This window comes from Natrialba asiatica DSM 12278, from assembly GCF_000337555.1.
In the GTDB taxonomy this organism is placed as follows: Archaea; Halobacteriota; Halobacteria; order Halobacteriales; family Natrialbaceae; genus Natrialba; species Natrialba asiatica.
The window spans coordinates 16149-32133 of record NZ_AOIO01000025.1 but is presented as its reverse complement, the minus strand read 5'-3'; the positions used below and the strand labels follow the sequence as shown (position 1 = coordinate 32133).

Sequence of the window (15985 nt, the reverse complement as noted above, 5' to 3'; positions counted from 1 at the left end):
CTCGCCGCGTGCATCGACGCCGCCGACGCGACGATCCTCGCCGATCCCGAACTGGGCGGCGAAACCGGGCGCGTTCTCGAACTCGTCGCGTCCGTCGAGCGGCCGGTCGTCGTGGAAACGCAACGGGTCGCCGATCGAAGCGGGGCGAGGACGGGCGAGGAGGAAACGACGAGCGAGGTGGGGTCGGGCGAGGCGGTGCGAACGCGGTACGAGGCCTGCCGGGAGCGCGGGGTCGAGGTGCCACCCGAGAGCGTGCTCGAAGGAGTCGCAACCGCGCTTTCGGAGTCGGGGCGCGCCGAACAGCGCCAGGGCACCGGACGGCCCGCGGATACAACGATGGCGGACGATAAAGGGACCCCTGCGAACGCGGACAGCGCGGCGGACGGCCCGACGCCGCCGCACGAGTCGTCGGACGACTAGACGCGACCAGACCGCAACTGGACGGTTTTTTACCCCTCCGTCACCGACTACCGCGCAATGACCGCACGCGAACGCGAGACCGAGTACGATTACGACGAACTCGGCCTCGTCGCCGGGCTGGAAATCCACCAGCAACTCGATACGGCGACGAAACTGTTCTGTCAGTGTCCGACCACCCTTCGCGAACCCGAAGAGGCAGCACGGACGTTCACGCGCTACCTCCACCCCACCCGGAGCGAACTCGGCGAGATCGACGAGGCCGCCCTCGAAGAGAGCCGCGTCGACCGCGAGTTCACCTATCTCGCGTACGATTCGACCTGTCTCGTCGAGGAGGACGACGAGCCGCCTCACGAGCTGGACGCGGAGGCGCTCGAGACGGTCCTCGAGATCGCCCAGCTGATGGACATGTCGCCCGTCGACCAGGCCCACGTCATGCGCAAGATCGTCGTCGACGGCTCGAACACCTCGGGCTTCCAGCGCTCGACGCTCATGGCGACCGGCGGCGAAATCGAGACCAGCGAAGGCGCGGTCGGCATCGAGGATCTCATGCTGGAGGAGGAAAGCGCCCAGCGCGTCGAAGAGACCGACGACGGCGTGCGCTACAGTCTGGATCGGCTCGGCATCCCGCTGGTCGAGATCGGCACGCGACCGGACATCTCGACGCCCGAACAGGCGCTCGAAGCCGCAGAACGCATCGGCATGCTCCTGCGCTCGACGGGCAAGGTCAAGCGCGGCCTCGGGACGATCCGCCAGGACGTCAACGTCTCCATCGCCGACGGCGCACGCGTCGAGATCAAGGGCGTCCAGAGTCTCGACGACATCGACGACATCGTCCGCACCGAGACCGCCCGCCAGGTCGAACTCGTCGCCATCCGCGACGAACTCGAAGCGCGCGAGGCGTCCGTGGGCGAGGTACGGGACGTGACCGCCGTGTTCGAGGACACCGACAGCGGCGTCATCGCCGGCGCGCTCGACGACGACGGATCGGTCATGGGCGTCCCCCTCTACGGCTTCGACGAACTCGTCGGCCGAGAGATCGCTCCCGACCGACGACTCGGCACCGAACTCTCCGATCACGCCAAACGCCACGGTGCGGGCGGCATCTTCCACACCGACGAACTCCCGGCCTACGGGGTGACCGACGACGAGGTTGCGGCGCTTCGTGACGCGGTCGGCGCAGGATCGGCGGACGCCGTCGCCATCGTCGCCGCCGACACCGACGTAGCCGAGGCGGCGATCGAGGCCGCCGCCGAACGGGCTGCAACCGCGCTGGAAGGGGTCCCCGAGGAAACCCGCGGCGCGAACGACGACGGCACGACCCGCTATCTCCGCCCGCTTCCCGGTGCGGCGCGGATGTACCCGGAAACGGACGTGCCGCCGGTCGAACCGGACCCGAGCGAGGTCCCAGAACCCGAACTCCTGACCGAGAAGGTCGAACGCTACCAGGACGAGTTCGGTCTGAGCGAGGGACTGGCCGAGCAGGTCGCCTACGGCAAGCACATGCCGCTGTTCGAGGAGGTAGTCGGCGGCGGTGACGGTGACAATGATGGCGTCGATCCGACCCTCGCCGCGACGACGCTCGAATCAACGCTCACTGAACTCCGGCGCGACGACGTGCCCGTCGAACGGCTCACGGAGACCCACATCGTCTCGGTCCTCGAGATGGTCGAGGGTGGCGACCTGCCGAACGAGGGGGTGCCGGATCTGTTGACCGCGCTGGCGGCGGAGCCCGATCGGACCGCCGAGGAGGTCGCCGAGGAAGCCGGACTGGGCGGGGCCGACGAGGCGGCGGTGCGAGAGGCCGTTGTCGAGGTCGTCGAGCGCAACGAAGAACAGGTCGAAGCGGAGGGAATGCAGGCGTTCTCCGGGCTCATGGGCGAGTGCATGGGTGCGCTTCGCGGAAAGGCGGACGGCGACCTCGTGAGTCAGTTGCTCCGCGAGGAGATTCAAAAGCGAGCGTGAGCGCGTCGTCGAACGCCGACTGGAGATAACCGTCCCGGAAATCTCAGACCGGCGGTGGCCACCGGTACTACAATCGGTGGTCTGGTGACCCCTTCAGTCCCGTTCCGCCGGCCGCTCTGCCGCCCGACGAACCAGACCGAGGAGCGTGTTCGCCTCGCGTTCCGTGAGGTCGGCACGGCCGTAGACGCGCCGGAGCATTCGCATCGCTTTCTCGCGCTTTTCCGGGGGATGGTTGATCGTCTCGAGGAGCGCACTCCACTGGTCGTAGACCCGGTCGATCGTCTGTTCGGACGCACGAACTCGGTCGACATCGGGGAGTTGCGTCTCGTCCGCGTCGAGCGCGAGCGAGCGCAGTTCGTAGAGCGTAACCGTCGCGGCCTGGCCGAGGTTGAGGACGGGATACTCCTCGTTCGCTGGAATCGAGCAGATTTCGTCGATGCGAGCGAGTTCGTCGTTGGTCAGGCCGACGCGCTCGCGGCCGAAAACGAGCGCGGTCGGCGCGTCGACGGTCGGGAGTCGGTCGGCGAGTTCAGCGGGCGTCGAGAACGGAAATCGAACGTGGCTGCGGTCGTCTTCGTTCGTGACGGCGGTACAGCCGATTGTGTGGTAGGACGAGGCGAGTTCGTCGAAGGAGAGTTCGGTCGCGTTCGGGAGGACGTCCTCGCGGGCGTGGCCGGCGAAGCCGTAGGCCTCGCCGTCGGGATCGAGTTCGGGCGGGTCGACGAGCAGCAGATCGGAGAACCCGAAGTTCTTCATGGCCCTGGCGATGGTACCGACGTTGCCGGAGAATTTGGCGTCGACGACGGCGACTGCTGGTGGCGTTCGGTGGTCCGGAGCGGACGCGTCGGATCCGTGCGAAGAGGTGTGAGTGTCGGTCATGACGGCGGGAGTGTGTGTACAGAGTATCGAACGAGCGGTCAAAAGTGACGTGTTCGTCGGTGCGGTCGAGTCGCCGTTACGATCGACAGCTGTCGAGTCGTCCATAGCGAGAGTATTGCGGCTCCCGTTCGGGTACCGTGCGGGTGTTGTGTTCTGTTTCTTTCGTCTAGAACGGTTCTAGTCTAGCTAGACTAGTTAGGTAGATATAACTAAATCTAGCTAGACTAGAGAGACGATACCACACCGCTTTTTCCCGCTTTTGCGTCGTATTCCCCGCCTTTCGTCTGCGTTAAATCCATGCTCGCGTCCTCACGCTACCGTCCGCAAGAAACGATCGAAGCCGCAAACCGGCGGGATAGCGAACATGTTGTCGCGTTGTGGAAGAGGGACACACCACCCTCGCGTTTGTAACGCCGTTTGCGTGGGGAGGGTCTGTTTGACAACACACCTGTCCCGCGGATGTAAGATCCGCTTCGAAACCCATCGTATTTTCCGAAATAGGGACTTGCGAGAATACCACCCCGCCCCTTTCGGCGTTACATCCGCGACGGGGGTGTGTGTCCCGACGTACCAGTCGCGCCAGTCACCGTCGAAACGGTGCTCCTAGTTTTATCGCTGAACTCGTACGGATTCTCCGCCAGTTCGGTGACTGTCTCCGGTTCCGGAAACGCATTCGTAGCGGCTGTTTTCGCGTTCGGACCGCGCTTCCGTGTCGTGAATTTACATCCGCGACGGGGGTGTCAGGGGGCGTGGAGTCGTCGTGCGAACTTCCACGCTCGCACGGGTGTCGTTAGAAGCGCGAGGCCGGCTATTCCGGTCCTATCCCGAGTACTTCCTCTATTATGGCGTTTGAGACTCGAACGAGCCTTATTTACATCCGCGATCGATCTCCATACCTTTATTTCAGTCCAGTTGGAAGACACCCGGTACTGCAATGTCCGCCAACGACGATCGTGACCCGCTCTTTCGGTACGACGATCCGGTCTTCGCCGACGAGCGATTGCTCGAAATCACGCATCTGCCCGGCCCGGACCGCATCGTCGGCCGCGACGAGCAGATGCAACGGGTGGCGGACGCGCTGAACCCGGCTATTTTCGGGAGCGAGCCAAACCACCTGTTCATCTTCGGCAAGACCGGCACCGGAAAGTCGCTCATCTCGCGCTCGGTAACAAAGCGCGTGATTTCGGAGGCCCGACGCGACGACGTGACAGTAAAGTACGCGTTCATCGACTGTGGCGAACAGAACACCGAGGCTTCGATCATCAAGACGATCGCCCAGATCGTCAACGACTCGAATCAAAGCGGCATCACCGTTCCCGACCGCGGCCTGGGTACCGGCGACTACTACAAACGCCTCTGGCAAGCCGTCGACCAGTGCACCGACGTGACTATCGTTATTCTCGACGAGATCGACATGCTCGAAGACGACGAAGTCCTGCGCAAACTCTCGCGAGCGGGCGAGAACCGCCGTATCTCGGATTCGAGCATCGGCATCATCGGCATCTCGAACAAGATAGACTTTCCCGACCACCTCTCCGAACGCGTCAAATCGAGCCTCTCTCGCGACGAACTCGTCTTCTCTCCGTACGACGCCAATCAACTGGTCGAAATCCTGGAAAAGCGCCGCGACGCGTTCCACGACGGCGTGCTCTCGGGGGACGTGATTCCGCTGACCGCAGCGCTCGCCGCGCAAGAACACGGGGACGCGCGAAAGGCAATCGACATCCTCCGGAACGCGGGCCGGATCGCAAAGAAGCAAAACGCCACGCGCGTGACGGCAGATCACGTCCGCGACGCCAAAGAGAAGACCGAAGCCGACCGGTTCAACGAACTCATCGAGGGCTCGCCACAGCAGGCCAAAGCGATTCTGTATTCGCTGACGCTGCTCACCGAGAACAGCACGGAAAAGGAGTTCCCGACGAAGATCATCTACAACCAGTACAAGGAAGTCGCGAACCGACTCGATTTCGACGTGCTCTCGGAACGCCGCGTGCAGGAGATCCTCCAGGAGCAGAACTTCCTCAACGTGATCCAGTCCGAACGCGAGGGTCGGGGGCGCGGGCGCGGGGCGCACGCGAAACATCGGTTGCTCGAGAATCCGTCGATAGTGAAGAAGGTCCTGCTGCGTGATTCACGACTCGCGCCGCTGGAGGAGGGAGCGAGCGAGGAATCCCAGGATACGGACGACGAGCAATCGAGTGTGGGTCACTGGGCATAACTCTCAACCTTGATCAGGATCGGTTAGTATCAGTCAGTGCCAGCATCATCGCCCACCATTGGGTAGTATCGCTCGGCACTGGCTATCACCGGATGACTACTGCCACCTGTGATGGTCTGGCTCCTCGATGATCTGGTTCCTGTATGACCCCCCAAAGGACGGTTCCATCGTTCGCATCCGTGATCCGTGCGTAGCCCCTTCGCCGCAACCGCGTCGATTTTCCGTCTCCGCTCCTCACTCGGGGTATGAACAGTGTCGACGCGGCCGGACTCGGCATCGGCGACGAGTTCCCGCCGCGGATCATGGGTGTGTTGAACGTCAGCGAGGAGTCGCCCTACGATCCGAGCGTCTACGACGACCCCGGCGAGGCGGCCCGGTACGTCGACGAGGAACTGATCGACGAGGGTGCCGACATCGTCGATATCGGTCTCGAGTCGGCGAACAAACGCTTCGGCGTGCTCTCGGCCGAGGACGAACTCGAACGGCTCCGCGTCGCCCTCGACACGATCGAAAGCGTCTCCGGCGACGCGATCTTCTCGATCGAAACGCGCTACCACGAGGTCGCGGACGCCGCCCTCTCACGGGGGTTCGACATGGTCAACGACATCGCTGGGTTCGCCGATCCCGAACTGCCGACCGTCTGTGCGGCCCACGACGCGGCTGTCGCGAAGATGGCGAGTCCGCCGGATCTCGAGCGTCCCGGCGCGGTCGAGGAAACCGACTGGGCGGCCCGAAAATCCCCCGCGTGGGCAGCCGAGGCCGACTACGTCGATCAGGTCTACGAGGCGTTAAAGCAGAACGGACTCACGGACAAGACGATTATCGATCCCGCGTTCGGCGGCTGGAGCGGGGCGCAGACGCTCGACGACGACCGGGAGACGTTCCGACGGCTCCGCGAGTTCCGCGCGCTCGGACGGCCGATGCTGGTCTCGATCAACCGGAAGAACTTCCTCGGTGCGATCGCAGACCGCGAGACCGCGGATCGACTCCCGGTTAGTCTCGCGGCAACCTCGATGGCGGTCGAACGCGGTGCCCACGTGATCCGAACTCACGACGTGGCGGAAACGCGCGACGCGGCGCGTATCGGCGCTGCGTTCACCGAACGGGCGAGTTCGATGACCGAGTCCGTCACCGTTTCGAGACTCGATATCGATTCGACGCGGACGTTTCGCCGCCACCTCGACGAGCGAGGCGTCGACACCGCGATTGCAGCTGCGTTCCAGCCACACGCGTTCGAACTCGAGGGGCTGTCTGCAAGCCAGCGCGAGCAGCTGACGGCGGCCGTCGAAACCGTTCGCTCGGAGCGTGCAAACGCTCGCACTGGTGATTGTGGACGCGGTAGCCGTCGTGGTACTAGCGGCGGCGACGGCAGTGGTCGCACGACGCCCGTCGAACTGTTCGAAACGGCCGACGACCGTTCGCTCCTCATCGGAACGGTAGCCAGCCTTTCGGCCGTTTCTCGTCGTCTCAGGACGTCTGGTGAGGATACCGGTCAACTCGGGCGCGAACTCGACAACCTACTGTAGTAAGAGAAAGCTTATACCGAAGGCTTCGAAATGGAAGACTGGACGCCGGGCGGCCTCCCGGGTAGGGGTACTTTGGAGGCGACCCCCGGCCCACAACACGGAATTATTGTGGTGTTACGCTCCGGAGTGGCGACGCTGGCGCAGTCAAAGCCGAATCACACAACTGTACGTGCGCCCATCTCTCGATAATGGAATTCGATTCCTGGAACCCCGTCTACGAGGAAATCCGTCGCGAGTTCGGCTACGAGCGCAGCGGCGACGAGCGGGCCCGCGACGTGCTCGCCTCGCTCACGGCGCCGTTCGACCTCGACGCGCTTTCGCCGGTCGACGGTGCGACCGTCGCCATCGCGGGTGCCGGCCCGTCGCTCGAAACCGACCCTGAACTCGACCGAGCGCGGGCCGTCGATGTGGTCGTCGCGGCCTCAACGGCAGTCGACGTGCTCGCGTCGAACGGCATCGAGGTGGACTGTATGGTTACGGACCTGGATAAGAACCCGGAGACGGTTCGACGACTCACCGCAGACGGCGTTCCGGTAGCAGTTCACGCCCACGGAGACAATGTGCCGGCGATTCGGCGCGTCGTGCCGGATTGTGCCGACGAGTTCGTCCTGCCGACGACGCAGGTGGAGCCGCGGGGGCCGGTCCGGAATTTCGGGGGGTTCACCGACGGCGACCGGGCGGCGTTTCTTGCGGATCACCTCGGTGCGGCCCGGTTGGTTTTCGTCGGGTGGGATTTCGACGACGAGACGGTGAGTTCGATGAAAGCGCGGAAGCTCGCATGGGCGGAGCGGTTGCTTCGATGGCTCGAGAGCCGCCGCGAGGAGCGGTTCAGTGTGCTCGATGGGCGACGAGAGGCGATCGATGCGTTGCCGCTGGCGTAACGGTCTCTCGTGACCCGTTCCAGAAGTGTTTACCGTGCTATTCGATTCGATACGTGACGATTTCCGTACAACCGCAGGTTGGGCAGACGGTATTCGGCGTGTCGGTCGTCCGCCCGCAGCGACGACACTCCTCGACCGTTGTCGCCTCGTCGTGTCCGAGAAGGACGGATTTGACTGCCTCTCGCATCGATAATTTTGCCCCCCAGCCAGTCCGGTGCTGTCTCCTCATACTCGATCGGTCGATCATATCACAGTTCGTTATTGTCCGGTTACGGCGACTGACGCCGCCGACAACCAGTCGTCGACTCGATTTTGTCGGGGGCGTTCAGCATCAGTACCGTTGCACCGGCGTCACGTCGACTGGTACCGGGGCTTAGTCGCTCGATGACGGGCGGGTAAACGGTCATTGCGCGGCCGAGAGGGGGAGTATATGTGCCCCGGATTAATGCCTCCTGGCTGATTTTTGTGACCGTTCCGTTCCGCTCACGAACGAACGCAGCGTTGCAGACGATCGAGACTGACTCACTCTCACCGACCGGAAAGAACACGAAACGCGCGTCGCTTTACTCGCGAAATCCGACCGTCTCAAAACAGCGCGTCGAGTTCACCGCCGGTGTCGACCAGCGTGGCGAAGTCTTCCTGTGCGTTCGCCCGGACCGTTTCGGTTGTTTCCTGGGCTTCGATCGCAACCTGCTGGAGCTGGTCGATCCGCGGGACGGCGGTCACGCCCGAAAGGAGGACGATCGCGCCCACATCGTCGCGGCCGGGGAGCGGGTAGTCGCCGCCGCGGATTTCCATGCTACCGGTTTCGTCTTCGAGCCACTGGCGACCGCGTTCGACGCCCTTGCGGTTCAGGTGCTCCGGCGAGCCGGTCGCGACGACGAGACCGCGATCGGCGCTTGCGGCGTCACACGGGAGGGTGAGCCGACCGAGCGTCGCCTTCCGGACGAGGCTCGTCATCCGGTTCGTCGCGGTGCCTTCGTCGAACTCGGTGTCGGAGCGGAACGACGAGAGCAGCCCGTCGTTCGCGGACTCGACGGTTTCGCTGGCGTAACCGATGGTCGAGACGCCGCTCTCGAGCGTGTTGATGATCTCCGAGGAGTCGACGACGCTCTCGGCGACGTGGTCGTTCTGACCGACCTCGCCGGCGGCGAACAGCAGTCCAAACCGCTCGACGATTTCGCGGTTGATCCGGTCGTAGCCGCTGCCGACGGATTCGCCGGCGCTGCGCCAGGCGTCGTTGTCGAAGACGAGCAGGTTGTCGACCTCGTCGACGAGCGTCTTGAACGATCGGGCGGCGTTGAGCGTGTAGATGCCGCCCTCGTCCGTTCCGGGAAGGATTCCGAGCCCGTAGACGGGTTCGGTGTGGATTCGTTTCAGGTGGCGTGCGAGCACCGGTGCGCCGCCGGAGCCGGTGCCGCCGCCCATGCCGGCAACGATCAGGAACGCGTCGATCTCGTGAACCGGTACGCGGTCGATCGCGCCCTGGATCTCGTCGATGTCAGCCTCGGTTACTGCCGCCCCGAGTTCGTTGTCCGCACCGACGCCGTGTCCCTTCACGCGCGCCTGCCCGATGAGAACGCGGTTCTCCTGTGGAACGTGATCGAGTCCCCGGAGATCCGTCGTCGCGGAGTTCACCGCGATTGCAGCCTCGACGAAACTGTTGTCGATGGCGCTGTCGTACGCCAGGAACTCGTCGACGATCTTTCCGCCTGCTTGCCCAAAGCCGATGAGTGCGAGCTTCATGGTTGTCTCTCGTGGTCGTTCACCCGTTCCGTGATCGGTCGAGTTCTCGAGCGCTCGGGCCGTCGAGTGCTCGTCCGCCACGCGGACGATTTCTGACTCACCGGACCGCTCGCTCGATCCGGAACGTGCGAACTGGTGCCACGAATCGATAGTAACCGGATGCAGCTATTGTTATGGCGGGCATACGAACGGAGGAAAGAACGTCACCAGTCTGCAACAATCCTGAACTCGTGATAGTCATCGCCTACTGAGCGTTCGCACCGAGGTGCCTGCTATGGATTCGACTAGTCGTTCGACACCGGGGCGTGAGTTCTGCGTTTGCTTGCTCGACAGGGCGACTCGAGTAGCCCCAGCCCGCTGCGAGTTCGGACGTTGCTTGACGACGTTGATGTGTCGCTGTGAAAGTAAGTCCTATACATCGCGGTTACGTACCGGTCCTGATATGACGCGAGGCGCTCCGTCGCTGTCGCGGCGACACCTCTTGGCAGGTGCAAGCGGACTGAGCGTGAGCGCGCTCGCCGGCTGTGCGGAGCGATTCTGGTCGCGCGCGGAAAACAACGGCCCCGACCAGGTCGCGCTCACGATCAAGACGGTCCCCGCGGACGACGACGCGATGGCGTCGATGATCGTGAGTCGGTTCCGGGAGAACGTCGAGGCGGCTGGAATCGATGTGTCTCCCGAGCCGATCACCGAGTCAGAGCTGTATCGGGACGTACTTCTCGAGGGGGAGTACGACGTGTTCGTCATCAGGCATCCGGGATTCGCCGAGTTCGATGACCTGTATGGGCTCTTGCACTCGCAGTTCGTCAGTGAGGGCGGCTGGCAGAATCCGTTTCACTTCTCGTCTGTCACGGCCGATGACTTTCTGGAGCAACAGCGAGCGGAGAGCGGAGAAACGCGCCGTGAGACGCTCGCCGAGTTGTTCGAGTACCTCACGGAGACGACTCCGTTTACTGTCGTCGCATACCCGGACCGGATCGGTGGTACCCGCCGGTCGATCGATGCCCCCGCCCCGCCACAGCGCGCGATCGAGTTCATCGATCTGCTTTCGACTGCGCCCGCCGCTGCGGGTGATCGCGACGGACCGCTTACGGTCGGGATCTACGGCGACGGCCTAACGGGTCGACTGAACCCGATCGCGGTCGATCAAAATCGCATCCCCGGGCTGCTCGATCTGGTGTACGCGCCGCTCGTCCGCCGGCCGAGTGAGAGTTGGGAGGGGGCCGCTGCCGGAATATCACCGTCCCAACCCCCGTCGAACGCAGAATCGGTCTCCCCTGAGGAATACATTCCGTGGCTCGCTGACGACGTTCGCTGGGACGATACCGGTCGACTCAGCGCGACGGTCTCGCTTCGCCCGGGGCTCACCTGGCACGACGGGGAACCGCTCGACGCCGACGATGTCGCCTTCACGTTCCGGCTTCTGGCCGACACGTCGCTCGGTACAGCCGACAGCGGCATCCCTGCTCCCCGGTATCGCGGCCGCCAGACGCTCGTCGACACGCCGGATCAGATCGAGGTTGTCGACGGACTCACGCTCGAAATCCCGTTCGGAACCACCACCGCCCCCGCTGCCGCCCAATTTCTCACCGTCCCGATTCTCCCCCAACACATCTGGGAACCCCGCTCCGAACTCGTCGCCGAACGCCAGACCAGAGCCCTGACGACCAACAACGACGCACCCGTCGGCTCCGGCCTCCTCGAGTTCGGCGACGCGGGGTCGGACGCACTCGTGCTCGAGCCGGTCGCGGATCACGTTCTCCGTGATTCGGTGTCGACCGACATGCCCGCCGTCCTCGATGGATTCCCCCAGTTCGAGGGCCTCAGATACAACATTTCGCCGAACGTTGGCACGATGGTCGATGCACTGCTTGCCGGCGATGTCGACGTCACCGCAAGCCCCCTCCCGCCGGAGCAGATCGAGTCACTCGCCGACGACAACGCGGTATCGCTGCTCACAGCACCGAGTACGTCGATGTACCTGATCGGTTACAACACGCACCACCCCGAACTCGGCAATCCGAACGTGCGGCGGATTCTCTCGCGGTTGATCGACCGCGAGTACATCGTCTCCGAACTTTTCGACGGGTTAGCGACGGCACCGACGACGCAGGAATCGTTGCTCGGCTACCGCGACAGCGACGACCGATCGGACCCGCTGCCACTGGCCGGGTTTCCCGGAACCGATGGTGAACTCGATGTCGAACGGGTCCGGCGGCTGTTCGATGAGATCGGGTATCGGTACGAGGACGGCGTGTTACTCCGGTAGCTGGTTTCCGGTCGCTGCCGTGATCGGAGCCGCTGCAAGGCGCTGTACAGCCGATCGCACGACGGCTACGGGATCGGAACGAAAACCGTTGCAGTTGTGACGATAGCTCCGCGACCGATTCCAGTGCAGTCTTGCTTTGCGGACCGCCGTCTTCTCCGGTATCGACCGGACGCTATTAATCCCCTCCTGCCGTAGCTAGGCTCCCGTATGGCTCTCGCCAGCGTCGTACTCCAACTCGCCCTCGTGGTCGCCACAATGCTCGTGACGGCGACACTCGTCGTCATCGGGCCGCGCCGACTCGTCACCGCGTTGCAGGACGTTCGATGGCGACTCGAGATGTGCCTCCTCCCGGTTGCGACGCTTGCACTCGTCTTATTTTTGCGCTGGTCGACGGTCGACATCGCCGTCCGCATCGAGCACCGCGTGCTCGGGAACAACATCACTCCGCGGCTGTTCGAACTCGAGCAGTTGTTGTTCCCGGTGAATCCGGTCGCAGCGCTCCAGACGTTCCAGTCACCGGAACTCACATCGTTCTTCGCCTTCGTATACATCTACGGGTACGCCTTCCTGCTGTTGTTCCCGATCATCGCATACTTCGCGCTGGAGACGATGGACGATCTCTCGACGCTGTTGCTCGCGTTCACCGTGAACTACACGATCGGTCTCGCGTGTTACGTCCTCTTCATCGCCTACGGCCCGCGGAACTTCGATCCGCTGTTGTTCGAGGGACTTCTCTACGACGGGTTCCCACAGATGCGCCGCCTGACGAACCAGGTGAACCAGAGTACGAACGTCTTTCCCTCACTGCACACGTCTCTGTCGATGACCGTTTTCTTCCTCGCGTGGCTGACGCGCGAGAAGTACCCGCTGTGGGTCCCCGTTTCGGGTGTCCTCGCGATCAGTATCGCCGTCTCGACGATGTACCTCGGCATCCACTGGTTCTCTGATGTCGTCGCCGGAACAGTGCTCGCGCTCATCAGCGTCCATATCGGCCGCTCCTACTCTATCCGTGATCTCGGACGGTCGATCGGATGATGCATCGACACTCGCGCTGGCGGGTCAGTCACGTTGGTCGTGACCGGGACAACCACCGTCGTCGCTGGGTGACCGCTCTCCGGCCAGTTACTGGTTCAAATGACAAATTTACGCACAATTGCTACGTTCCGTTTTTCCGCTTCACTGAACGATCGATACATCCTCATAGAGAGCGTCTGTGAACGGTCTCTACCGCAGCGAGGACTGCCATCACCCTTATCCCCTGGAATCCCTTAGCGTTCGATATGTCCTCCCCGGACGATCAGTCGCCGCCCGAGTTCGAGGGAGCGGTCTCTCTCAGTCAGGCGATCATCGAAGCGATCGCTGCACGCGAGGGAGTTGCCCCCACCGACATCGAGCCCCCAGCATACGACCCGCTGTACGCCGCCATTAATCCGGAAGCGCTCGATGCCCTCTTTCACAGCACCGGCTCGGAGCCCGACACGGCCCCTGATGGCGCTCCATCCTCGAGTTCACAATCAGCCGCTCCCGGCCGCGTTCGGCTGGAGTACGAGGGGTATACGGTGACCGTCTACAGCGATGGGACTGTCGACCTGGATGAGGGGACCACCGCCGACGAGGACGAGTCCGTTGGGACCGTCGACGAGTGAGGATTCGCTCTGTTCGTGGCCACGAGTCGTGGTCCCGTGGTCGCTGGCTGCCCACACTCCAGTAGATTTCGACTCACCAGCCACAAGCAGCAGTCACTCCGCCCAGTAGGCCTCCCCCGGCTCGGTCTCGAATATCGCCCGCTCTAAGAGATCGATCGCCTTCTCCAGGCCCTCGCGTGAACTCGTCAGCGAGTCCTCGTGTTCGATACTGAGCGTGCCGTCGTAGCCGACCATCCGAAGCGTCGACACGATGTCCTTCCAGTGTGATTCGTCGTGGCCGTAACCGACGGAGCGAAACAGCCACGACCGATTCGGCTCGTCGTCGTAGGCTGTCGTATCGAGAACGCCCTTCTCCCGCGCCTGTGCGTCGTAAATTTGGGTATCTTTGGCGTGGACGTGGTGGATCGCATCGCGTTCGCCCAGATACCTGATGGCATCGGTGATCGTGATGCCCTGCCAGTAGAGGTGTGACGGGTCAAAATTCGCGCCGATTCGGTCGCCAGTTTCCTCGCGGAGCCGAGCCATCCCGTGGGGCTCGTAGACCAGCATATTCGGGTGCATCTCGATCGCGATATCGACGCCGTGGGTGTCAGCGTGCGCCGCGATATCCGTCCAGTAGTCGGTCGCCTGCTCCCACTGGTAGGAAAGCGCCTCGTTGTGTTCGGGCGGCCAGGGCGCGGTGATCCAGTTCGGCACCTCGTCGTTCGGTCCGCCGGCCGGCAGCCCCGAGAAGCAGGTGACGACGCCGATATCGAGCTGATCGGCGAGCGTAATCGCCTCGCGGAGTTCGGTATCCGCGGTCGCCGCACGTTCGTCGTCGGGGTGGAGCGGATTGTTGTGTACCGCGAGGGCGCTGATCTCCGTCTCGTACGTTGCGAGCAGGTCCTGTAGTTCCTGCTGGGCCGTCTCGTCGTCGAGATACTCCGCACGCGGCAGATGATCCTGGCCGGGGTGGCCGCCGACGCCGGGTTCGATCGCGTCGACGCCCTGCTCGTCGAGGTACGATAGCGCGCCCTCGAGCGATTCGTCGGCAAGCGGTGGGGTGTGAACGCCGAGTTGCATACGGGCTGACGAACGATGGACGGTGAAATAAAATGTCGGTACGATACTGATTGCGACCCGTCGCTCCAGCCGCCACGGTACGGTTTGCTGTACGATTTCCCGGCGCACTCACAGACGATTGGGCTTCGTCGACCTGCCTGAGAGTAGCCCGTCAGACGGCGACTCGGAGGTTCGGCGAACCGGCGCGCTCACACGTCGTCGAGTGTCACCGTTTTCCCCTCCTCGCTCGACCGGTAGATGCTGTCGATGATCTGCTGCACCGACAGCGCCTGTTCGATGGTCCCATCGCTGCCATTGTCGCGGACGATCCGATTGAAAAACGCCCGCTGTTCCGCCGTGTGCGTGTCGTTCTGTCGCGCCTCGATCGACGTATTCTCGAGGTGATCCGGCCCGGACGTACTCGCCGAATAAATCGTTAGATCCCCTTCGAGGAGATCGAATCGGGCAGCCGCACTCGTGCCTCGCACGATGAACTCGTGGCTCGTCGGCCGATTCGTCGCCCACGCCACTTCGAGACTGATCGTTCGCTTTCCCGGACAGCGAACGAACGCACTGGCCGAGTCGTCGACATCGAACCCTCGCGGTCCCGTATCGTCTCCCCACATCTCGAGATAGGCGTATTCCTCGCGCGAGCCGAACTCGCTTCGATCGACGCCGGTTACCTCCTCGACATCCGGGTATCCGAGCAGGTACAGCGCGAGATCGATCGCGTGAACGCCGAGGTCGATGAGCGCTCCGCCTCCGGCGATCTGTCGCCGGGTGAACCACGAGCCGCGACCGGGAATCCCACGCCGTCGGACGTAGTTCGCCTCGACGTGAGTCACTTCCCCGAGTTCACCGCGGTCGATTCGGTTTTTCACGATTTGGACGGTGTTTGCAAAGCGATTGTTGAAGCCGACCATGCAGTAGCTATCGGTTTCTCTCGCCGCCGTTGCGATCCGCTGTGCGCTGTCGTAGCTGTGTGCCAGGGGCTTTTCGAGCAGAACGTGGATGCCCCGGTCGAAGGCGTCAACAGCGTACTCCTCGTGAAACTTGTTCGGTGTCGTGATGACGACCGCATCGATAGTCTCGTACAGTTCCTGATGGTCTTCGTACACGTCGACATCGTAGCGTCTGGCGAATCGTCGCCGCGCTTCCGCCGCGACGTCCATGCCGCCGACTAACGGAACACCGAGTTCACGAAGCCGTTCGGCGTGATACTGCCCGATGTTTCCGAGGCCGACGATACCGGTCTTGATGTCAGTGCGATCGTCTGTCATTGGAGGTGTGAAGTCGCCGATGTCTCCCCCGTCCTGATCCGACGGGAAGTGGCTGCGGAGAACCCGGTTCCCCATCAGTCACCGGCGGGAGTGACACGACTGGTTTCGAGCCAATAC

12 protein-coding genes and 1 pseudogene are annotated in these 15985 nt (G+C 63.2%); 8 read left to right on the top strand and 5 right to left on the bottom strand.

Annotated elements, in window-relative coordinates; translation table 11 throughout:
• Both C481_RS10125 and gatE read left to right on the top strand, forming a co-directional pair.
• Window positions 1–420, top strand: a pseudogene (locus C481_RS10125) (ABC transporter); the annotation flags it as partial.
• Between the two features lie 57 nt (window positions 421–477).
• Window positions 478–2382: a Glu-tRNA(Gln) amidotransferase subunit GatE gene (gene gatE, locus C481_RS10120; RefSeq protein WP_006109102.1), complete on the top strand. Its 1905-nt coding sequence runs from the start codon at window positions 478–480 to the stop codon at window positions 2380–2382.
• Window positions 2383–2475: 93 nt separating this feature from the next.
• Here the strand turns inward: gatE and C481_RS10115 are convergent, their stop codons facing one another.
• The gene (locus C481_RS10115) at window positions 2476–3261 is read right to left on the bottom strand and encodes an RNA methyltransferase (RefSeq protein WP_049904584.1); all 786 of its coding nucleotides are present in this window, start codon (window positions 3259–3261) and stop codon (window positions 2476–2478) included.
• Window positions 3262–4195: 934 nt separating this feature from the next.
• Between C481_RS10115 and C481_RS10110 the strand changes: the two genes are divergently transcribed.
• The 3 genes from C481_RS10110 (at window position 4196) to C481_RS10100 (ending at window position 7886) form a co-directional block, all read left to right on the top strand.
• Window positions 4196–5479 (top strand): Cdc6/Cdc18 family protein, encoded by a 1284-nt coding sequence (locus tag C481_RS10110; RefSeq protein ID WP_006109100.1) that lies wholly within the window; start codon window positions 4196–4198, stop codon window positions 5477–5479.
• 245 nt (window positions 5480–5724) lie between these two features.
• Window positions 5725–7005, top strand: a complete 1281-nt coding sequence (folP, locus tag C481_RS10105; RefSeq protein ID WP_006109099.1) for a dihydropteroate synthase — start codon at window positions 5725–5727, stop codon at window positions 7003–7005.
• A 188-nt stretch (window positions 7006–7193) separates the two neighbouring features.
• The gene (locus C481_RS10100; protein ID WP_006109098.1) at window positions 7194–7886 is read left to right on the top strand and encodes a 6-hydroxymethylpterin diphosphokinase MptE-like protein; all 693 of its coding nucleotides are present in this window, start codon (window positions 7194–7196) and stop codon (window positions 7884–7886) included.
• Between the two features lie 37 nt (window positions 7887–7923).
• Here the strand turns inward: C481_RS10100 and C481_RS10095 are convergent, their stop codons facing one another.
• The gene (locus C481_RS10095) at window positions 7924–8073 is read right to left on the bottom strand and encodes a hypothetical protein (RefSeq protein WP_241434676.1); all 150 of its coding nucleotides are present in this window, start codon (window positions 8071–8073) and stop codon (window positions 7924–7926) included.
• Window positions 8074–8471: 398 nt separating this feature from the next.
• Complete coding sequence (locus C481_RS10090; RefSeq protein WP_049904583.1) at window positions 8472–9632, bottom strand: tubulin/FtsZ family protein; 1161 nt, start codon at window positions 9630–9632, stop codon at window positions 8472–8474.
• Window positions 9633–10074: 442 nt separating this feature from the next.
• On the opposite strand from C481_RS10090, the gene C481_RS10085 reads away from it, so the two are divergent.
• The 3 genes from C481_RS10085 (at window position 10075) to C481_RS10075 (ending at window position 13547) form a co-directional block, all read left to right on the top strand.
• On the top strand, window positions 10075–11901 hold the full coding sequence (locus C481_RS10085; protein WP_006109095.1) for an ABC transporter substrate-binding protein: 1827 nt from the start codon (window positions 10075–10077) through the stop codon (window positions 11899–11901).
• Window positions 11902–12108: 207 nt separating this feature from the next.
• On the top strand, window positions 12109–12936 hold the full coding sequence (locus tag C481_RS10080) for a phosphatase PAP2 family protein (protein ID WP_006109094.1): 828 nt from the start codon (window positions 12109–12111) through the stop codon (window positions 12934–12936).
• A gap of 245 nt (window positions 12937–13181) precedes the next feature.
• A complete protein-coding gene (locus C481_RS10075; protein ID WP_006109093.1) occupies window positions 13182–13547 on the top strand; it encodes a HalOD1 output domain-containing protein in 366 nt (121 codons plus the stop codon).
• Window positions 13548–13640: 93 nt separating this feature from the next.
• Here C481_RS10075 and C481_RS10070 read toward each other — a convergent pair whose 3' ends face one another.
• Together C481_RS10070 and C481_RS10065 are read right to left on the bottom strand one after the other, a co-directional pair.
• The gene (locus C481_RS10070; protein ID WP_006109092.1) at window positions 13641–14609 is read right to left on the bottom strand and encodes a sugar phosphate isomerase/epimerase family protein; all 969 of its coding nucleotides are present in this window, start codon (window positions 14607–14609) and stop codon (window positions 13641–13643) included.
• A gap of 188 nt (window positions 14610–14797) precedes the next feature.
• Window positions 14798–15868 (bottom strand): Gfo/Idh/MocA family protein, encoded by a 1071-nt coding sequence (locus C481_RS10065; protein ID WP_049904582.1) that lies wholly within the window; start codon window positions 15866–15868, stop codon window positions 14798–14800.
• Between the last annotated feature and the right edge of the window lie 117 nt (window positions 15869–15985).